Here is a 21,166-nt window from a genome sequence, read left to right as displayed (position 1 = left end):
ATAGGGTAACCTATAAGCAGCAATTATGACCATAGATGCTAACTCCGTTGAGGAGTATCTTTCTAAACTTCCTGAAGAAAGAAAACTCGCAGTTACCCGATTAAGAGAAACTGTTCATAAGAATTTGCCAAAAGGCTTTAAAGAATGTATTAATTATAAAATGATTGGGTACGTTGTACCTCATTCTATTTACCCTGGGGGTTACCATTGCGACCCCAAATTGCCCTTACCTTTTATTAATATTGCCTCTCAAAAAAACTTTGTTGCCCTTTATCATTCTGGAATTTACGCAGACCAAAAGCTGTATGATTGGTTTGTTAATGAGTATCCAAAGTATGTCAAAACAAAACTAGATATGGGTAAAAGTTGTATTCGGTTTAAAAAGGTTGAAAACATCCCCTATGAGCTCATTGCTGAACTCTGTCAAAAAATGACAACTACTGATTGGATTAATCTCTATGAACAAAATATTAAAAAATGAAAAAAAGAGTAACTGGTTTAGGTGGTTTTTTCTTTAAAACCAAAAATCCTGATCAAATTAAACAATGGTACAAAGAACGTTTGGGCCTTAACACTGATCAATATGGATGTACCTTTTGGTGGAAAGATAAAGAAGGAAATGATTGCTCAACGCAATGGAGCCCAATGAATGAGGACACCACCTATTTTCAGCCTAGTCAAAAACAGTTTATGATGAATTTTCGTGTTGAAAATTTAAAAGAGCTTCTGGTTGAACTTGAAAAAGAAGGGGTAACTATTGTAGGTGAGGTTGAAGAATATGAGTATGGAAAATTTGGTTGGATTTTAGATCCCGAAGGCAACAAATTAGAGCTTTGGGAACCTGTTGATAAAGCTTTTCTGTAACAACGGAATTATTTATTACATTTAATGCTCATTTAACCAACAAATTATAATCATGTCAGAAGAAAACAAAGATTTAGGAGATAAAGCTGAAGAAGCATTTGACAAAGCAAAAGATGCTGCCAAAGATGCAGCTGGTGATGCCAAGGAAGCAGCTAGTGATTTTGCTGATGAGGCTAAAAAAACAGCAAATGAGTTCAGTGATGGGCTAAACAAAGCTGTAGGCGGTAGTGAAAATAAAAAGATTTTAGCAGGTATTTTAGCTATTATTTTGGGCTCACTTGGTGTACATAAGTTTATTTTAGGGTATCAAAAAGAAGGCTTTATTCTTTTAGGGGTGACCATTGCGGCTTATGTTTTATCTTGTGTTGGAATTGGATTATTGTTCATTGGACTGCCTTGGATTGTAGGTGTAATAGAAGGTATTATATACTTAACTAAGTCAGATGAAGAGTTTTACAATACGTACCAAGTAGGCAAAAAACCTTGGTTCTAAAAAATAAAAGGTCAGAAATTAATCACTGGCCTTTTTTATTTCATTTTATCATCGTAATATTGCAATATATAAATATGTATGGGTATTACTAAAACACAAATATTTAATCATAGTCAAAATCAAATGGCGAGTATTTTTAAAGTACTTGCCAATCCGGCGCGCATTGCCATCTTACAATATATCAGTAAGCAAGAATCTTGTATTTGTAATGATATCGTTGATGAAATTGGTTTAGCCCAGCCCACTATTTCACAACATTTAAAAGAACTCAAGAGTATTGATTTAATCAAAGGTGAAATAGAAGGTAAAAAGGTTTGCTACTGTATTAATCTCAAAACTTGGGCTACCATACAAAATACATTGAACATTTTTTTTAATACAACTAAAAGTAATTGTTGTTAAATAATAGTCACATGAAAACAAATGAATTTTTAGAATTACTTAACCAGCATAATAACAAAGAACTTCTTTTTGAATATGCTCCGGGTCATATCGTACCTGCAAATTATCATATCACAGAAATTAAGAACATTACCATTGACGCCGTTGATTGTGGAGCTAATACTGATTTTTGGAAAGAAACTATTATTCAACTTTGGGAAAGCCCTTCTGAGAAAGGCAAAACCGATTTTATGACCGCTTATAAAGCTTTAGGTATTTTGAATAAAGTTGATAGTATTAAACCTATGGTAAGAGATGCTGAAGTTAAGATGGAATATAGTAACTCTTCGTTTCATACAGCACAGCTTTTTGTTGATGATGTCATTTGGAATGACAAAAAGATAATTTTTAAACTAGCTATTGAAAAAACTGATTGTAAGGCCAAAGAAACCTGTGGTGTTCCAGTAGAAGCAGAAATAAACTCAGAAAATTCATGTGCACCAGGAAGCGGATGCTGTTAATTTAAAATTGTTATCATGGACATTCTTTATATTCTTACTAGTATTTTCTTAGTACTATTTATGGTGCTAGCGACTTACGACGGTTTCTATCTCCATCTTTGGAAGTACAAACTTTACCAACATAATGAAAGTAATTTTGAGCATAAAACGCATACTGTTAGAGCGATTCTCTTTCCAATAATTGTTTGGTCCTTATTGATAGAAAACTCTTTAGAATTTTTTGTTATTGGTATGGTTTTGACCTTTGTTGATTTAATTGTTTTAGGCTTTGATGCCTATTCCGAAAAAGATAGTCGTGATTTTATGGGGGGGTTACCTAGATGGGAATATATAATTCATCTTTTCGCCAACGGATTTCATTATGCCATTATCGCCCTGACCATAGGTATTAAATTAAGTATCGAAGGTAATTCTATCTATTATATTACGGCACCTATAAGCACTAGTTTGGCGTCAAACATACTTACAATTGTGGCAGAAAATGCAATTCCTGGAGCCGTTATTTTAGCATTTTTACATGTTTTCTTGTTATTTCAGAATACTCAAAATATTTGGGATAGTTACCGAAATAGAATAACCTGTTGTTAATACCTGAATGATATTTAGAGCTATGCTTGCTTCAGATTGGCCATCCGTATCGAAGATATATGCGGAGGGTATTGCCACCGGATTTGGTACTTTTGAAAGCACTATTCCTGATTATGGCGATTGGGACAAATCACATCTTGCTTCTTGTAGAATTGTTGCCGAAGAACTAAATAAAGTAGTAGGTTGGGCTGCACTATCTCCTGTTTCAAGCAGATGTGTTTATGGAGGAGTAGCTGAAGTAAGTGTATATATTGGAGAAGGTAGTCGTGGCAAAGGTGTTGGAAAAGCTTTAATGTTGCAGCTTATTGAACAAAGCGAAGCAGCTGGGTATTGGACCTTACAATCTGGAATTTTTCCAGAAAATCTTGCTAGTATAAAACTACATGAAAAAGTCGGTTTTCGTTTTATTGGTAAACGAGAACGGGTTGGTAAAACTCAACATGGCGTTTGGAAAGACAATTTATTATTTGAAAAAAGAAGCACAAAAGTGGGGCTTTAATATAAAATTTTACAACATAGAACAATGTATTCAGAAATACAAAATACCATCACCACATTACAAATTGAAAAAATTTCAATAGATCGTAAAGCATTATTGCAATCTTTAATTAACTATCTACAAAGCAAAATAGATAAGAAAGAAGCAATTCAGCTCAATTTTATTTGCACCCATAACTCAAGAAGAAGTCATTTATCACAAATTTGGGCTCAAACTCTTGCCTCACATTATCAAGTGAACCAAGTAGCCTGCTACTCAGGTGGAACAGAAGCTACCGCTATGTTTGCTAAAGTTAGTGAGACACTCCAAAAACAAGGTTTCAAGATTACAAAATTATCAAAAGAAGATAATCCTGTTTACGCAGTTAAATTTGACAAAAATAGCCACCCAATAATCTGTTTTTCGAAAACATATGATGCTGCATTTAATCCAAGTAATGGATTTGGAGCTATAATGACCTGTGATTCTGCAAATGAAGCTTGTCCAATGGTTATTGGTGCCGAAGAAAGATTTCCAATTACCTATGAAGACCCTAAAAAGTTTGACAATACTCCTTTACAAGACGAAAAATATTTGGAGCGTAGCCTACAAATTGCAACAGAATTAAAGTACGTATTTTCTGCCTTGAAGTCTTAAACCGGATTGTTGGTATTCTCTGCTAATTTACGCTCTAGTTCAGCTTGAAATTCTTCCATGACAGGTTTAACAGTGCTTTCCGGTAAATCGGCAATTTTAATATACATTAAACCATCGACCGAATTATTAAACAGAGGGTCAACATTAAATGCTACCATTCTAGCGTTCTGTTTGATGTACTTTTTTATCAAAACAGGTAATCGCAGACTACCAGGTTCTACTTCATCAATAAGTTTATCAAACTTATTTAAATCAGCCTGAGTTTCATCAAAAATGAACTCTTTGTCAGCATCTTTCAATTTTACCTTAAATTCTTTTTTAGGATGCACATACTGGGCAACATAAGGATCCCAATAATTAGATTTCATAAACTCAATCATCAAAGATTTAGAAAAATTTGAAAACTGGTTACTAATACTTACCCCTCCTATTAAATATTTATGCTCAGGAAAACGAAGTGTTGTATGAACTATACCCTTCCAAAGTAAAAACAAAGGCATTGGTTTTTGTTGGTACTCTGCAGTAATATAGGCACGACCCATTTCAATGGATCTAGACATCATTCCATAGAGTTCAGGTTCAAAACGGAATAAATCTTGTAAATAAAACCCATCAATACCAAAGTCTTTGAATATTTGAGCCCCAAGACCCATGCGATAAGCCCCAACTACTTTTTTGTCTTTGTCATCCCAAAGAAAAAGATGATGATAATACGAATCAAAGGCATCTAAATCGATTGACTTATTTGTTCCTTCTCCAATAGCTCTAAAGGTAATTTCTCGCTGACGCCCAATCTCTTTTAAAATAAATGGCATATCCTTTTCTTGTGCTAAGAACACCTCATAATTTTTGCTCTGGAGTAAACGGCACTCTTTTTCTCTAAGTTTTTCAATTTCACCTTCAATAACTTCGGTTCTAACCGCTGTGACAATTTTCTTAGGCTGTTTAGGAATTTTTAAAGTGGTAGGTACCTTATCAATCAAGCGTTCTTTTTCGAAGGCATTTGCTAATAGGTATGTTTTTCTTCGTAAAAGTTCACCATAGCTGACCAACGTTTCCTCTTCTTTTTGCGTGCTTACGCTTATCGGCTGACCTATTCTAACTTTTATAGGTCTTCGCCTTTGGGTAGAAACTTCTGAAGGTAATTTAGCTGTTCTAAAAACATCGTTCCATCTAGACAATCTATAAAACAACCTACTATTCTTAGCATGAAAATAAATCGGAACTACTGGCACTTCAGCCTTACGAATTAATTTTAAGGCCGCCTCTTCCCACGGCTTATCAACGATTAGGTTTCCTTCTTTATGCGTAGAAACTTCTCCAGCCGGAAAAACACTTAGTGGATGTCCATCAGCCAAATGGGCCAACGTCTTTTTAAATGCAGCTATACTACTTCGTACATTTTTATGGCTTTCAAAAGGGTTGACTGGTAGAATATAGGGCTCAATAGGTACCATTCTTTGTAAGAGAAAATTAGCCATTATCTTAAAATCTGGCCTATTCTCTAACATTAGTTTTATCAAAATAACACCATCGATTGCTCCAAGCGGATGGTTACTAATGGTAACGTAAGCGCCTTTTTTAGGCAATCTTTTTAAATCTTCATCAGATATCTCAAAATCGATAGCATAGTGCTCTAAAATGGCATTTGTATATTCTAAAGGAGGTAAATGAGCGATGGAATCGTAAAAAGAATTTACGCTTGAAATACGTGTAATCTTAAGCAACAACCATCCAAGAAAAGTACCTATAAAACCATACCTCTCTACTTTTAGGACCTTTGCAACCTCTTTCGCCGATACCAACCCCATATTTACACTATTAGGTAAGGGTAAATATAGAAAAATAGAAGGAGTGTAACCTACCTAATTTTTCATTTTACGACCAATTGAACTGTTTCTTTTCCTCTTTGCTCCACCAAAACGGTATACCCATTCAATACTTTCTCCACTGAATTTTCATCAAAATGACGGATAGTATATAAAGAAACATTATTATGGCATGTAACCTTAAACTTTTGTTCCAGTTTTTGGAGCAGTTCATTTAGTCCTCCAAACTTATTATCTAAACAAACGGAAAAACTAATTGCCGAATTCTGAATCAGATCTACTTTTAAACGAAAATCATGAAATAGTTTAAAAATTTCACTCATATTCTCCTCAACAATAAAAGAGAAATCCAATGAAGATAATTTTAACAATACCTGATCCTTCTTAACAATAAAACATGGAATCTCTGGAGATATTTTTGTTCCGCGACCAACGGTTGTTCCATCTTCTGATGGATTAATAAATGACTTCACATGCAATGGAATTTCTTTCCCTTGCAATGGTTGTAAAGTTTTAGGGTGAATAACTGAAGCACCGTAAAAAGCGAGTTCTATTGCTTCGCGATATGATATTTGATGTAATAATTGAGTTTCTTTAAAATGGCGTGGATCAGCATTTAAAACACCTGGAACATCTTTCCATATTGTTACCGAATCTGCATTTAAACAATAGGCCAATATTGCTGCTGTATAATCTGAACCCTCTCGTCCTAAAGTGGTGCTAAAATTATTCTCGTCACTGCCTAAAAAACCTTGAGTGATATTTAGTTCGCCAATGTTGATATGACGCTTAACATTGGTCGCTGTAGTTTCCCAATTTACCTGAGCATCTCTATAACTATTATCTGTTTTGATAAGCTCTCGAACATCGAGCCAATGATTACTTAAACCAATCTCATTCAAATAAGTACTTACTATTGTTGTTGATAATAGTTCACCATAACCAACAACTTGGTCATATACAAAGGCATATTTAGGTGACTTATTCCACATTAAAAATCCTCTGAATTCTTCAATAAGAACATTTACCTTATTATGAATATCATGATTTCTTGCTTCAAATAAATCATTGATAATAGCTTTATGATTGTCAATAACCACCTGAATTGCATCATCTAAATTTTGTTTATCCTTAAAATAAGCATCAACAATATTCTCCATTGCGTTAGTGGTTTTACCCATTGCGGAGACTACCAAAAGAGTATCTTTATGTCCAACTTCTTTTAAAACCTTAACCAAATTTTTTACTCCGTTTGCATCTTTTACTGATGCTCCTCCAAACTTAAATATCCTCATGAGTTTCTAAAAATCTTTTCATTCCTTCCTCCTTCAATTGCACAACATCCCAATCGCGCATAACATTGGCCCCTTTACTTTCGTAAAATTTAATAGCTGGTTCATTCCAATCTAAAACCTCCCAACTAATTCTCTTGACGCCTTTTTCACTTCCATACTGAACTACGGCCTTTAATAATGCCGTACCCAAACCGGTACCTCTCATTTTTTCGGTAACAATTAAATCTTCTAAGTGAATAACAGGGCCCTGCCATGTTGAATATCGGGCATAAACTAAAGCCATACCAACAATGTCCTTATTAATCTCTGCAACAAAACAATGATAAAGTGGATTCGACCCAAAACCGGAAGCTATCAGCTCTTCCAAAGTAATTTGAACAGCATCATTTTCTTTTTCAAATGAAGCCAATTCATTGATTAAATCGAACACTTTAATCATATCGCCTTTAGCGGCATCTCTAATAGTATATTTCATAACTGTTACAAATAAAACAATTAGTTATATATTTTCAATACGTTTTTTTGTTTTTAAACGAAAAATTGAATTTTTGTGTGGTTACTTAACATCAATTGAGGTGCTAAAACCACATTATTAGCCCAAGTTCATTAACGAATTATTGATTTCTACAGAACGTTTTTTGAGAATCAATAACTTCAACATCTATTACAACAATACGGCGACGAAAACGTTGTAGTACTTCAATTAATAACGATATTTGCAACATAAAACTACCCTTGTAATGACCAAAAGAAATCAAACACTTGGCGAATTTATTATTGAAAATCAATCTTCGTTTCAATATTCTTCAGGTGAACTTTCCAAACTTATCAATGCAATTAGATTAGCTGCGAAAGTAGTTAATCATGAAGTAAATAAGGCGGGGTTGGTTGATGTACTTGGTGCCGCTGGTGACACTAATGTTCAAGGCGAAGACCAACAAAAGTTAGATGTTTTTGCTAATGAAAAGTTTATTCAAACACTTACTAATAGAGAAATAGTTTGTGGAATAGCTTCTGAAGAAGAAGATAGTTTTATTAGTATCAATAGTAATGATGAAAAACATCAAAACAAATATGTTGTTTTAATTGATCCATTAGATGGGTCATCAAATATTGATGTTAACGTCTCAGTCGGTACTATCTTCTCAATCTACAGGCGTGTTACTCCGGTCGGTACTCCCGTGCAACTTGAAGATTTTTTACAACCAGGTAATCAGCAGGTAGCTGCCGGGTATGTTGTTTATGGAACGTCAACCATGTTAGTGTATACTACAGGTGATGGTGTAAATGGCTTCACCCTAAATCCTGCACTTGGCACGTTTTATTTATCACACCCAAATATGCAATTTCCAGAAGATGGTAAAATATACTCCGTTAATGAAGGTAATTACACTCATTTTTTGCAGGGTGTTAAAGACTATATAAAATATTGTCAAAAAGAAGAAGGTGATAGACCATATACGTCAAGATATATTGGCTCACTGGTATCTGATTTTCATAGGAACATGATTAAGGGTGGAATTTACATGTACCCTAAAAGTAGTATAGCTCAAAATGGTAAACTACGATTACTTTACGAATGCAACCCCATGGCTTTTATTGCTGAACAAGCCAATGGCATAGCAATTGGAGGAAAAAACAGAATTATGGATATTGAACCCACAGAACTACACCAAAGAGTTCCTTTCTTCTGTGGTAGTAGAAATATGGTGAATAAATTACAAGAATTTTTAAAGAAGTACCACTAATTACTTTTCCATCAAGTACTGGTAATCTTCAAAGGCAATTTTACCTCTGAAAATATCGTGAGTTTTTTGGATAAGAGTTTCCGCCGTTTCAGGGGCATAACCCAATCCAATAGCATAACGCTCTATCATTCGATTTTGATCATCATCAAGAGATTGATCTGCAAAAGCCATTTGAAAAAATTCAAACAATCTCTTTAATCTTTTCTCACCGCTATGAGGAGTTTCAATAGGATATTTATTCTCCTTTTTCATAACCTCTTTATACTCTTCGTCAGTGATATTTAATTTAAAAGCGAACTTATCTAGAATTGCTTTCTCTTCCGGGCTAATTTCACCATCAACAGCTGCTAAACTTGCCAAAGTAGCAAAATGAGCAAGGTTATGTCGTTGTTCACTGTGTTCGTATAAATCGATAATAGGCATATGATAACTTTTGTTGCGCAAATATAATTTTTAAGTAGAAAACATTTAGCATTTATCGCCAAAAGAAATTTGTAAATTCACTTCGCTATGAAGATACCCTTACTTCAATTTACGAATAAAGGCATTTATTGCGCTGCTGCAGATGTTTATTTAGACCCTTGGAAACCGGTCGATAAAGCAATTATATCTCATGGTCATGCTGACCATAGTCGTTGGGGTCACAAACAGTATATTACCCATCATCGAAACCTACCTATTGTAAAACATCGTCTTGGTGAGCTCAATGTTATTGGTAAAGAATGGGGAGAAACTTTTACCATTAATAATGTCACTTTTAGTCTGCACCCTGCCGGACACATTATTGGCTCATCTCAAATAAGAGTTGAGCACAAAGGTGAAGTTTGGGTTTTTACTGGAGACTATAAATTGGAAGACGATAGTGTCTCAACACCGTATGAAAATATTAAATGCCATACGTTTATTACGGAATGTACTTTTGGTCTACCAGCCTTTCTTTGGACACCACAAAAGGAAGTATTTAATGAAATTAATGAATGGTGGGCGGAAAATAGAGCAAATAGCCAAACCTCGGTTCTCTTTGGATATTCATTAGGTAAGGCCCAAAGATTATTGAAACATTTAGATCCTTCAATTGGCAAAATCTACACTCACGGCGCTGTTGAAAACATGACCGAAGTTTTACGCGAATATGTTCATTTTCCTAAAACAGAACTGATCACTAGAGACACTAAAAAAGAGGCTATCAAAGGTAATATGGTTATCGCACCTCCTTCAGCCCATGGAAGTACTTGGATACGAAAAATGACACCCTTTGTTACGGCTTCAGCTAGCGGTTGGATGGCTTTTAGAGGTGCCCGTAGAAGGCGAGCAATAGATAAAGGATTTGTATTGAGTGACCATTGTGATTGGCCAGATTTGCTAACAGCTATTAAAGATACTGGTGCCGAAAAAATAATCTGCACACATGGCTACACAGAAATATTTTCAAAATATCTACGCGAATTAGGCTATGATGCACGAACTGAACAAACGCAATATGAAGGTGAGTTGGCTGAAATGAATACTTCAGAATCTTCAAATATTGAAGCCGAATGAAAGACTTTGCTCGACTAATTAAGGCCTTAGATAGCACGAATAAAACCAACACTAAAGTAAAGGCCTTAGCTGATTATTTTACAAAATCAAATGAGCAAGATAAAGTATGGACCATTGCAATTCTTTCACACCGAAGACCCCCAAGACCTGTAAACACTACTTTTCTTAGAGAATGGGCAGCAGAATTAGCCAAAATTCCACTATGGTTGTTTGAAGAAAGCTATCACATAGTGGGTGATCTAGCTGAAACCATTGCTTTGGTTGTCCCTGCTGGCAATCAGTCAACAAAAAAAAGCTTAACAGATTTTCTAAAAGAAATGATTGCCCTAAAACCAAAAACTGAAATAGAAAAAAAGGCTTATCTCTTTGAAAATTGGAGTCAACTGAATTATTATGAACGTTTTGTTTTTACTAAACTCATAACTGGTGGATTTAGAATAGGCGTAAGTCAAAAATTAATGACCCGAGCTTTATCAAAAGCAACTGAAATTGATGAAGATGTATTAGCATACAAGTTGATGGGTAACTGGAATCCTGATAAAATATCATTTCAAGATTTAGTACTGAATGAAAAAGAAAGTGATTACTTATCAAAACCTTATCCATTTTATTTAGCATACGCTATTGAAGGAGAACCAGAAGATTTAGGTCCAATAGAAAATTGGTCGGTTGAGCACAAATGGGATGGTATTCGCTGTCAAGTTATTATAAGAAACAACGAGCTTTTTGTTTGGAGTCGTGGGGAAGAATTAGTGACGGATAAATATCCAGAGTTTCAAAAGTTCATAGGAATTATCCCAAACGAAACTGTATTGGATGGTGAATTATTGCCCTACTCTAATGGGCAAATAGGTACTTTTAATGACCTCCAAACAAGAATCGGTCGCAAAACAATATCTAAAGCACTGCTAGCTAAAACACCAGTGATATTAAAAGCTTATGATTTGTTAGAATGGGAAGGGCAAGATATACGTCAAAATTCATTTGTTCAAAGAAGAGTAGTTTTGGAAAAACTGCTTGCTTCAGAAATTATCTTTTCCAATAATGTCGAGAAAAAAGGTTTTGATGGCATACCATTACTACTATCACCAAGGTTAGACTTCAATTCTTGGGATGAAGTGGCTAAAGAAAGAAACAAAGCTCGTGAAATGCGAAGTGAAGGTCTGATGATAAAACATAAAGATTCTGCATATCAAGTAGGGCGTAAAAAAGGAGATTGGTGGAAATGGAAAGTGGAACCCTTAACAATAGATGCTGTACTTACATATGCCATGCGAGGTCATGGTCGAAGAAGTAACTTATTTACAGATTACACTTTTGCCCTGTGGAAAGAGAATGAACAAGGTTTAAAAGAACTAGTCACCTTCGCAAAGGCCTATTCTGGATTAACAGATAATGAATTTAAAGAAGTTGATGCATGGATAAAGAAAAATACATTGGAGCGTTTTGGTCCGGTTCGTAGTGTCACTCCTTATCATGTTTTTGAAATTGCTTTCGAAGGTATCGCCCTTTCAAAAAGACACAAAAGTGGTGTGGCAACTCGTTTTCCGCGTATTTTGAGATGGCGAAGGGATAAAAAAATTGATGAAGCCAATACTCTAAATGATCTTCTAGCAATGATTGCTCAATAAAAAGTAGTGAATAAAAAAGAGCTATTCCATATCGCCCAAAATTGGTTCCTAGAACAAGACTGGAAACCCTTTACTTTTCAAAAAGAAAGTTGGACGGCTTTTTTGCAAGGCAAACATGGTTTGCTAAATGCGCCAACCGGAAGCGGAAAAACTTACGCACTTTGGTTTCCTATTGTTTTGAATTACATTAAAAATAATCCTGATTATAGAACTAAACATAAAAAAGGATTAAAAGCTATTTGGATAACTCCATTACGAGCTTTGTCTCAAGAAATAAAGCAATCGGCCGAGAGAATTACTCAAGACTTAGGTACTCAAATGACCGTGGGTATTAGAACTGGAGATACCTCAATAAAGGAAAGAGCCAGGCAGAAAACTAAAATGCCTGATTTATTAATTACAACTCCTGAAAGTTTACAATTATTATTATCCTCAAAAGGATATGATAAAGTCTTTCAAGAGTGTTCCGCTATTGTTGTAGATGAATGGCATGAACTGCTAGGAACAAAACGTGGAGTTCAAATGGAACTTGGCTTATCAAGACTAAAAACTATCTCTCCAGATTTACGTATTTGGGGAATATCTGCTACAATTGGCAATTTAGAGCAAGCAAGACAAGTATTACTTGGTCCAGAAACAGAAGCCTACAAAAACTCCGTACTAATAAAAGCAAAGCTCCACAAAAAAATCACGGTTAAGAGTATTATTCCGAAAGAGATGGAAACCTTTCCTTGGCGAGGACATTTGGGATTAAAGCTTTTAGAAGACGTCATACCAATCATTAATAAAAGTAAGACAACACTACTTTTTACGAACACCAGAAGTCAATGTGAAATTTGGTTCCAGAAAATATTAGAAAAGCATCCAGAATATGCTGGTGAGTTTGCCATGCACCACGGTAGTGTAAATAAAGAAACAAGGCTCTGGGTAGAACAGGCGATTCGCAATGAAAGTCTTAAAGCTGTTGTTTGTACTTCAAGTTTAGATTTGGGAGTTGATTTTGCCCCTGTCGAAACCGTAATTCAAATTGGAGGGCCAAAAGGAGTTGCTCGTTTTCTTCAGCGCGCTGGTCGCAGTGGTCATCAACCAGGGAAAGAAAGTGTAATTCATTTTTTACCCACACATGCTATGGAACTTATTGAAGCTTCAGCAATGCAAAAAGCAGTCAAAAATTCCGCTGTCGAAGATAGAATTCCTTATCTCAATAGTTTCGATGTTCTACTGCAATACTTAACCACTTTAGCAGTTTCTGATGGATTTTATTCTGAAGAAATCTATGAAGAAATCAAAAGCACATTTTGTTATCAAGGCATTTCTAGAGAACAATGGCAATGGTTATTGAACTTTTTGGTGATGGGCAGCCAAAGTTTAAAAACTTATGATGAATATCAAAAAGTTGAAGTGGAAGACGATGGTCTTTTTAAGGTAAATAATCGTGGTATTGCGATGCGACACCGTTTTCAAATAGGAACAATCGTAGGTGATGCTACCATTTCCGTTCGCTATCAAAAAGGAGGATATATTGGTTCAATTGAGGAGTATTTCATTTCGAAGCTATCACCCGGCGATGTGTTCACATTCGCCGGTAGAAATTTAGAATTTATTAGAATAAAAGGCATGCAGGCGCATGTTCGGAATTCCAGCAAACGAACAAATAAAGTACCAAGTTGGATGGGAGGAAGATTGAGTTTTTCTGCTCAGATGTCAGAACTATTAAGACAAGAACTTTACACTGCGGAGTTAGAATTTTCAAAACAATCAAAAGAGATTCAATCATTACTCCCCATGTTCACCAAACAACGGGAAGATAGTATTGTTCCAAAACCTAATGAATTCTTGATAGAAACTTTTAAAACTAGAGACGGCTATCACCATATTTTTTATCCTTTTGAGGGTCGAGGAGTACATGAGGCCATGAGTAGTCTTTTGGCCTACCGCATTAGTTTACTTTCACCTATTACGTGTTCTTTGGCATATAACGATTATGGTTTTGAGCTATTATCAGATAAACCCATTGATATTCAAGAAGTACTAGATAATAACCTATTTACCTCCCAAGACATGCTTACAGATTTACAAAAAAGCTTGAATAGCAATGAAATGGCACGGCGCAAATTCCGAGATATTGCGGTTATTAGCGGCATGGTGTTTACCGGCTACCCTGATAAGGGCATTAAAATGAAGCATTTGCAAAGTAGCTCTCAATTACTGTTTGATGTTTTTAAAGATTTTGAAGCTGATAACCTACTCTACCAGCAAGCATTTACAGAAACCTTTGAACATCAGTTAGAGGAAGGACGTTTACGAATGGCATTAGAACGTATTGCCGAACAAGAAACAATTTGGCGACAATGCACAAATCCCACACCATTTTCCTTTCCAATAATTACTGATAGGCTTCGCGAAAAACTATCTAACGAAAAACTAGCAGATCGCATTAAAAGGATGACAAAAATATTAACCAAGTAGTATCGTCTTAGATTCAAAAAACATATATTTTTACACTATAGTTTTTATAGTGACCTAATAAACTATAGTTTAAAAATAAGTATTATGTATGTTATAAGAGGAAAAGAATACCCCTGTTGCACTAGCATAACAATGGGTATTATTGGCGGAAAATGGAAGACCGTAATTTTATTCCATCTTATTAATGGGCCTTTACGTTATAATGAACTTAAAAAAGAAATTAAAGCAGTTACCGAACGCACCCTAAGTTTGCAATTGAAAAGCTTAGAAGAAGATGGTGTTATTAGAAGAAAAGTCTACACAACCAAACCACCACTAAAGGTCGAATACTCCTTAACCGATTTTGGTAAAACTTTAATTCCGTTACTACAATCTATAGCTGAATGGGGCGATTTTGTTGTAGAAAATCATGCTGATTAATTCATCTAAATGACCCAATCCATTTCAATACGAAATCAAGAATTTATACTGCACCCTATAGGCGGAATTTTGTGGGTGGAAAAATCGATGCTTTTAATTAGTGATGTACATCTTGGTAAAATTGCCCATTTTAGAAAATTTGGAGCCGCTGTTCCCCAAAAAGCAATACACAAAAACTTTATTTTACTTGATGAGTTAATTAATGCTTTTAAACCTTTTCAAGTTTGTTTTTTAGGCGATTTATTTCATTCTTCGCTAAACAAAGAGTGGCATTTTTTCGAGAATTGGGTGGAGAAAACTCCATCAGAAATCATCTTAATTGCCGGAAATCATGATATCATTGCTCCAGAAAAATTTCAAAAAATAGGAATCAAAATTTTTGAAGAATTAGAGATTGATGAATTTCTACTAACCCATCATCCTACTGAACGTGATGATTTTTTCAATTTTTGTGGTCACATACACCCTGCGGTACGACTTCGTGGTTTTGGCAGACAACGTTTAAAATTGTCTTGTTTTTTTAAAAAGAAAAAGCAATTAATACTACCAGCTTTTGGTGAATTTACGGGCACTTATGTATTGGAACCTTCCAAAGAAGATGAAGTTTATGCCATCGTAGAAGATGAGATTATAAAAGTATAGTCTAAATGGATTTTATTCTAAAAAAATATTTTGAAGCTTTTAAATAACTATTTTAACCAACTAACTTGAGATAAAGCTATTAGGCCTTCATGGCCAATTAAATTTTAGTTTCGTGGAAATCCAAAGGATATACTAACTTATAGCAGTACCATTAAAAATCACCTTTATGAAAAAAAGTTTAGCGCTATTAAATCTAATATCAATTATTCTTGTTATTGGTATTAATTACATCGCCCAGGTTCTTAGATTGAATGATACTACAATCGGTGAAGTTAGTGGTCAATATAATAGCCTCTTTACACCTGCCGGCTATGCTTTCTCAATTTGGGGTTTAATATATCTAGGGCTTTTATGCTACGCAATCTTTCAAATTAGAAGGGCTTTTTTTAGTGCGAAATCGAGCGATTTTATTGCAAAAACGGGATATTGGTTTTTACTTGCTAATGTTCTTAATGCTTCATGGGTTGTAGCTTTTTCTTACAATTACATAGGACTTTCGGTTCTTTTAATGTTAGGAATATTATTCGCTCTAATAAAAATTATACTGAACACCAATATGGAGCGCTGGGATGCACCAATTGCAATTATAGCTTTTGTTTGGTGGCCCATTTGTATTTATAGTGGTTGGATTGCAGTTGCAACAATAGCCAATGTCGCTATTTACCTAACTAAAATTGGATGGAATGGTAGTTTTTTAACTCCAGAAACTTGGACAATAATCATGCTTATAACTGCAACCATTCTCAATCTTCTTATGATTTGGAAGAGAAATATGAGGGAGTTCGCATTAGTTGGTATTTGGGCATTAATTGCAATCTATTTTAAACAAAAACCCGCTTATGCAACTATTGCCAATACTGCTATGATTGGAAGTATTATACTCATAATCAATGTATGTATTCATGCTTTTAAGAACAGAAAAACTAACCCACTCCAAAAACTATTAGAAAGAAGTTCAGAAAGTTAAAAAAGTGGTTGTCCTCTAACCTTAGTGCCCTTATATTTGCAGCAAAGTTTTTAGGTTGACAAAAACCGGCATTTTAGAACTTTTTGAACAGTCTCCACAACTACGGAAACTGCGGGATGCTATATCCAACACTACCACTTCGAGCGAAGTCGAGAAGTCTTCAAACCAAAAAATCTCTTTAAAAGGATTAACGGGGTCAGCATTGTCTTTTGCAGTTTCTCATGTATTTAAAGCTAGTGAAAATCCCTTTTTAATCATACTAAATGACAAAGAGGAGGCTGCTTATTATCTTAATGATTTGGAGCAACTGATAGGAGAAACTGATGTATTGTTTTACCCAGGAAGTTATCGTAGACCATACCAAATTGAGGAAACGGATAATGCTAATGTGCTATTAAGAGCAGAGGTTTTAAACCGTATCAATTCAAGAAAAAAACCAGCTGTAATTGTCACTTATCCAGATGCACTATTTGAAAAAGTAGTGACTCGAAAAGAATTAGACAAGAACACGCTAAAAATTAAATTAGACGACACCTTATCCTTAGATTTTTTAAATGAGGTGCTTTTTGAGTACCAATTTAAACGTGTTGATTTTGTTACCGAGCCTGGCGAGTTTTCTGTGCGTGGTGGCATTGTTGATGTTTTTTCTTTTTCACATGATGAACCCTACCGTATTGAGTTTTTTGGTGATGAAGTAGATAGTATTCGAACTTTTGATGTTGAAACACAATTATCTACAGAAAAAGTAAAAAAGATAACCGTTATTCCAAACGTGGCTAACAAAGCCATTCACGAAAATCGCGAGAGCTTCTTAAAATATATAGCACCTAATACCGTAATCTTTTCAAAGAATTTAGATTTGGTTTATGACCGATTAGATGTCAATTTTAAAAAAGCACATGAGAATTTCGAAAGTTTAAGTGAAACGGTGAAGCGTGCCAAACCAGAGGAACTGTTTTTAAATTCTGAATTACTAAAACAACAATTAAAGGAATTTGTTCTAATTGAATTTAATGCCACAGCAACTCAAAACTTCAATTTCAACACAAAACCTCAACCTTCTTTTAATAAGAAATTTGATTTGCTTATTGAGAATCTTAATGACAATCATAAAGCGGGTTTTACCAATTATATTTTCTGTTCTACAGACCAACAAGCTCAACGTTTTCATGATATTTTTGATGAAGTAGAAACTACGGTTCACTATAAAACCATAGTATTTCCTTTATACCAAGGTTTTCTAGACCATGATTTAAAAATAACCTGTTATACTGACCACCAAATTTTTGAGCGGTATCATAAATTCCAATTGAAAAATGGTTATGCCAAAAAGCAAGCAATTACACTCAAAGAGCTCAATAAACTTGAGATTGGAGATTATGTAACTCATATTGACCATGGTATAGGAAAGTTTGGGGGATTACAAAAAATTGATGTTGAAGGCAAAAAACAAGAAGCCATTAAACTCATGTATGGCGAACGAGATATTCTCTATGTGAGTATTCATTCATTACATAAAATTTCTAAGTTTAATGGTAAAGATGGAGCACCACCTAAAATATACAAATTAGGATCTGGAGCTTGGAAAAAGATAAAAGACAAAACCAAGAGCAGAGTCAAAAAAATCGCTTTTGACCTCATCAAAATTTATGCAAAACGAAGGCTTGAAAAAGGCTTTCAATATGCTCCGGATAGCTACTTACAACACGAATTAGAAGCTTCATTTATTTATGAAGATACTCCAGACCAAGAAAAATCTACGGCTGATGTAAAGAAAGACATGGAGAGTGAACGCCCCATGGATCGGTTAATTTGTGGTGATGTAGGTTTTGGAAAAACTGAGGTAGCCATAAGAGCTGCTTTTAAGGCCGTTGATAATGGAAAACAAGTTGCTATACTTGTACCTACTACAATATTGGCCTTTCAACACGCGCGTACTTTTAAAGAACGATTAAAAGAAATGCCAGTTGAAGTGGATTACCTCAACCGTTTTAGAACTGCAAAGGAAAAAAGAGAGACTTTAGAAAGACTTTCCGAAGGTAAGGTCGACATCATTATTGGCACACATCAGTTGGTCAATAAAAATGTAAAATTTAAAGATTTAGGTCTACTCATTGTTGATGAAGAACAGAAGTTTGGTGTAGCCGTAAAAGATAAATTAAAGTCTATTAAAGAGAATGTTGATGTGCTCACGTTAACTGCAACCCCTATACCAAGAACACTTCAATTTAGTTTGATGGCAGCACGGGATTTATCGGTCATCACAACACCACCACCCAACCGATATCCTATTGAAAGCCGTGTAATTCGTTTTAATGAAGAAACTATTCGAGATGCCGTTTCATATGAGATTCAGCGGGGAGGACAGGTATTCTTTATTCACAATAGGATAGAGAATATTAAAGAAGTTGCTGGTATGATTCAACGTTTGGTGCCTGATGCCAAAATTGGAATTGGTCACGGCCAAATGGATGGTAAAAAACTAGAAACCCTAATGCTCGCATTTATGAATGGAGAGTTTGACGTTTTAGTTTCTACCACCATTGTAGAAAGCGGATTAGATGTTACTAATGCTAATACTATTTTTATACATAATGCTAATAATTTTGGCCTAAGTGATTTACACCAAATGCGTGGTCGTGTAGGTCGAAGTAATAAAAAAGCCTTTTGTTATTTTATTACACCGCCCCACGAGGTTATGACTTCTGATGCTCGCAAACGTATTGAAGCTTTAGAACAATTTACCGAACTGGGTAGCGGATTTAATATCGCAATGAAAGACCTAGAAATTCGTGGTGCCGGAGATTTATTGGGTGGTGAACAAAGCGGATTTATCAACGAAATTGGTTTTGAAACCTACCAAAAGATTTTGGCAGAGGCAATTGAAGAACTTAAAGAAAATGAGTTCAAAGAACTCTACGAAGAAGTAGAAGGTGAAAAACCAAAAATCTTTGTCAAAGAAACGCAACTCGATACTGATTTTGAACTTCTTTTCCCTGATGATTATATCAACAATATCACAGAAAGACTCAACTTGTACACCCAACTAAATGCTGTAGAAAACGAAGAAGGTCTTCAGAAATTTGAAAAAGAGCTAGTAGATCGTTTTGGGGAGCTTCCTACCCAAGCTGTTGATCTGTTCAACTCTGTACGTATTAAATGGGCCGCCAATGGTATTGGTCTTGAAAAAGTAATCCTAAAGAAAAATAAGTTTATTGGCTACTTCATTGCAGACCAGCAATCTCCTTTTTATCAAACCACGGCTTTTACCAAAGTATTGCAGTATGTTCAGAGCCACCCAAAACAATGCCAATTAAAAGAAAAACAAACTAGAAACGGACTGCGATTGTTATTGGTTTTTGATGGAATTACGAATGTTGAAAAAGCTTTGGGAGTTTTGGAACCTATTATTTCTTAGAGTACAAACAATTTCTAACTGCTTTTAAAATAGGTATCAACTGTTGATTTACAGCATCACCGTATAATGAAGTATTCAGCATTACAATATGACCAATTTGTAGTTCCGGGTCAAAAAACATAAAAGATGACATCCCTGGATCAGAACCTGTATGTCCTAGATATCCTTTTGGCGTATAACCCATAAAAATTCCGGAATTAAACTCATCATCATAACTATTGGCTTTTTTGGGTGATGTTTTTTTAGGCAAGCGTTCATCAAAAATAGTGGTGTAACTTTCTTTTTTTAATAAGGTTCCTTCGCCATAATAACCTTTCATAAGCTCAGTTAAATAGGCAGAAAAATCCATTAAATTAGTTATCAAACCTCCATCAGGGTATGTAACAAGACTATAGTTTGGCAATTCTTGATTCCTGTCATTATATAATTTTGAGTGTTGGTTTTTATCTCTAGTATCAAAAGACCAGCCACTACTTTTCATTCGTAAGGGAGTTAAAATATATTGTTGGGTGAACTCATCATAAGGCATTTCTGTTGCTTCTTCCAATACTTGAGCGGCGAGTGTAGCTCCAACATTACTATATTCATATTTAGTGCCTGGTTTCTTTTTTACAAAATTCTTTTTACCGTACCAGATGCCATCCGTTGAAAGAAAATTTTCAAGATATTCTTTCATGGTTACTTTATTATCTAGCGTTTGAAATTCTTCTGATTGTCCTTTTATCGCTTCTGAAGAAAGATCATTTTTGTTTATTAGGTAATACGCTTTTTTATCATAAAGACCTGTATCATTAATCGTACCCGTATGAGTTGCCAAGTGCCAAATAAGGATTGGGTCATTTTTATAAGAGGGATTTATAACTTCAAAATCTAGGTGTTTATTGATAGGATCATTAAGATTAAGTTTTCCCATTTCTTGGGCTTTTAGCAACGCTACACCTATCAAAGTTTTGGAAACCGAACCTATATTCTGAAGCGTATTTATAGTATAAGGAGTACCACTTTCAACATCAGAAAGACCATATCCTTTTGCGAAGAGTGTACTGTCTTTAGAAACAATAGCAACACCATAACCTTTTATCAATCCTACTTCGCTTATTTTTTCTAAATCATTATCTAAAAGCTGCAAAGTTTGCTGAATTCCATCTTGAGAAAATAGTGTTGAGCTTGTAATCAATAAAAGTGCTATCCTAATACAAATTCTCATAATACCCGTAATGTTTTAT

21 protein-coding genes are annotated in these 21,166 nt (G+C 34.8%); 16 read left to right on the top strand and 5 right to left on the bottom strand.

Annotated features, from left to right (window positions below; genetic code table 11):
• Nucleotides 1-25 precede the first annotated feature (25 nt).
• From RM542_RS04300 to RM542_RS04265, 8 genes are all read left to right on the top strand, one after another.
• Complete coding sequence (locus tag RM542_RS04300; protein ID WP_311384481.1) at nt 26-481, top strand: DUF1801 domain-containing protein; 456 nt, start codon at nt 26-28, stop codon at nt 479-481.
• Nucleotides 478-864 carry a VOC family protein gene (locus tag RM542_RS04295; protein ID WP_311384480.1) on the top strand — a complete coding sequence of 129 codons (387 nt, stop codon included), beginning with the start codon at nt 478-480 and terminating at the stop codon, nt 862-864. The genes RM542_RS04300 and RM542_RS04295 overlap by 4 nt, the downstream gene beginning before the upstream one ends.
• 52 nt (nt 865-916) lie before the next feature.
• Entirely contained in the window at nt 917-1,357 is a 441-nt protein-coding gene (locus RM542_RS04290) for a TM2 domain-containing protein (RefSeq protein WP_311384479.1), read from the top strand.
• Between the two features lie 78 nt (nt 1,358-1,435).
• Nucleotides 1,436-1,759 carry a metalloregulator ArsR/SmtB family transcription factor gene (locus tag RM542_RS04285; RefSeq protein ID WP_311384478.1) on the top strand — a complete coding sequence of 108 codons (324 nt, stop codon included), beginning with the start codon at nt 1,436-1,438 and terminating at the stop codon, nt 1,757-1,759.
• 11 nt (nt 1,760-1,770) lie between these two features.
• The gene (locus tag RM542_RS04280; protein WP_311384477.1) at nt 1,771-2,259 is read left to right on the top strand and encodes a DUF6428 family protein; all 489 of its coding nucleotides are present in this window, start codon (nt 1,771-1,773) and stop codon (nt 2,257-2,259) included.
• A 15-nt stretch (nt 2,260-2,274) separates the two neighbouring features.
• Complete coding sequence (locus tag RM542_RS04275; RefSeq protein WP_311384476.1) at nt 2,275-2,847, top strand: hypothetical protein; 573 nt, start codon at nt 2,275-2,277, stop codon at nt 2,845-2,847.
• 7 nt (nt 2,848-2,854) lie between these two features.
• Nucleotides 2,855-3,346 carry an N-acetyltransferase family protein gene (locus RM542_RS04270; protein WP_311384475.1) on the top strand — a complete coding sequence of 164 codons (492 nt, stop codon included), beginning with the start codon at nt 2,855-2,857 and terminating at the stop codon, nt 3,344-3,346.
• Nucleotides 3,347-3,370: 24 nt separating this feature from the next.
• On the top strand, nt 3,371-3,982 hold the full coding sequence (locus RM542_RS04265) for a protein-tyrosine-phosphatase (protein ID WP_311384474.1): 612 nt from the start codon (nt 3,371-3,373) through the stop codon (nt 3,980-3,982).
• Here the strand turns inward: RM542_RS04265 and RM542_RS04260 are convergent.
• The 3 genes from RM542_RS04260 to RM542_RS04250 form a co-directional block, all read right to left on the bottom strand.
• A complete protein-coding gene (locus tag RM542_RS04260) occupies nt 3,979-5,793 on the bottom strand; it encodes a lysophospholipid acyltransferase family protein (protein ID WP_311384473.1) in 1,815 nt (604 codons plus the stop codon). The genes RM542_RS04265 and RM542_RS04260 overlap by 4 nt on opposite strands.
• Nucleotides 5,794-5,855: 62 nt before the next feature.
• A complete protein-coding gene (locus RM542_RS04255) occupies nt 5,856-7,106 on the bottom strand; it encodes an aspartate kinase (protein WP_311384472.1) in 1,251 nt (416 codons plus the stop codon).
• Nucleotides 7,093-7,581 (bottom strand): GNAT family N-acetyltransferase, encoded by a 489-nt coding sequence (locus RM542_RS04250; protein ID WP_311384471.1) that lies wholly within the window; start codon nt 7,579-7,581, stop codon nt 7,093-7,095. The genes RM542_RS04255 and RM542_RS04250 overlap by 14 nt, the downstream gene beginning before the upstream one ends.
• 265 nt (nt 7,582-7,846) lie before the next feature.
• On the opposite strand from RM542_RS04250, the gene fbp reads away from it, so the two are divergent.
• The gene (fbp, locus tag RM542_RS04245) at nt 7,847-8,854 is read left to right on the top strand and encodes a class 1 fructose-bisphosphatase (protein WP_311384470.1); all 1,008 of its coding nucleotides are present in this window, start codon (nt 7,847-7,849) and stop codon (nt 8,852-8,854) included.
• Here the strand turns inward: fbp and RM542_RS04240 are convergent, their stop codons facing one another.
• Entirely contained in the window at nt 8,855-9,298 is a 444-nt protein-coding gene (locus RM542_RS04240) for a TerB family tellurite resistance protein (RefSeq protein ID WP_311384469.1), read from the bottom strand.
• A gap of 66 nt (nt 9,299-9,364) precedes the next feature.
• Here RM542_RS04240 and RM542_RS04235 point away from each other — a divergent pair, with 66 nt between their 5' ends.
• The 7 genes from RM542_RS04235 to mfd all read left to right on the top strand — a co-directional run bounded on the left by RM542_RS04235 (nt 9,365) and on the right by mfd (nt 19,940).
• The gene (locus tag RM542_RS04235) at nt 9,365-10,393 is read left to right on the top strand and encodes a ligase-associated DNA damage response exonuclease (RefSeq protein WP_311384468.1); all 1,029 of its coding nucleotides are present in this window, start codon (nt 9,365-9,367) and stop codon (nt 10,391-10,393) included.
• Complete coding sequence (locus RM542_RS04230) at nt 10,390-12,024, top strand: ATP-dependent DNA ligase (RefSeq protein WP_311384467.1); 1,635 nt, start codon at nt 10,390-10,392, stop codon at nt 12,022-12,024. The genes RM542_RS04235 and RM542_RS04230 overlap by 4 nt, the downstream gene beginning before the upstream one ends.
• A gap of 6 nt (nt 12,025-12,030) precedes the next feature.
• Nucleotides 12,031-14,493 (top strand): ligase-associated DNA damage response DEXH box helicase, encoded by a 2,463-nt coding sequence (locus tag RM542_RS04225; RefSeq protein WP_311384466.1) that lies wholly within the window; start codon nt 12,031-12,033, stop codon nt 14,491-14,493.
• An 84-nt stretch (nt 14,494-14,577) separates the two neighbouring features.
• A complete protein-coding gene (locus RM542_RS04220) occupies nt 14,578-14,913 on the top strand; it encodes a helix-turn-helix domain-containing protein (RefSeq protein WP_311384465.1) in 336 nt (111 codons plus the stop codon).
• 9 nt (nt 14,914-14,922) lie between these two features.
• A complete protein-coding gene (gene pdeM, locus RM542_RS04215) occupies nt 14,923-15,555 on the top strand; it encodes a ligase-associated DNA damage response endonuclease PdeM (RefSeq protein WP_311384464.1) in 633 nt (210 codons plus the stop codon).
• Nucleotides 15,556-15,721: 166 nt separating this feature from the next.
• Nucleotides 15,722-16,522 (top strand): tryptophan-rich sensory protein, encoded by an 801-nt coding sequence (locus tag RM542_RS04210; RefSeq protein ID WP_311384463.1) that lies wholly within the window; start codon nt 15,722-15,724, stop codon nt 16,520-16,522.
• Between the two features lie 55 nt (nt 16,523-16,577).
• Nucleotides 16,578-19,940, top strand: coding sequence for a transcription-repair coupling factor (mfd, locus tag RM542_RS04205; RefSeq protein WP_311384462.1), 3,363 nt, complete (start codon nt 16,578-16,580; stop codon nt 19,938-19,940).
• Here the strand turns inward: mfd and RM542_RS04200 are convergent.
• Nucleotides 19,930-21,147, bottom strand: a complete 1,218-nt coding sequence (locus RM542_RS04200) for a serine hydrolase domain-containing protein (protein WP_311384461.1) — start codon at nt 21,145-21,147, stop codon at nt 19,930-19,932. The two genes, mfd and RM542_RS04200, sit on opposite strands and share 11 nt — an antisense overlap.
• Between the last annotated feature and the right edge of the window lie 19 nt (nt 21,148-21,166).

The sequence above is a fragment of the Croceitalea sp. P059 genome (assembly GCF_031846365.1).
Lineage (GTDB): Bacteria > Bacteroidota > Bacteroidia > Flavobacteriales > Flavobacteriaceae > Croceitalea > Croceitalea vernalis.
Note: the sequence above shows the minus strand (reverse complement) of the source record. Positions and strands in the feature narration are given on the sequence as shown.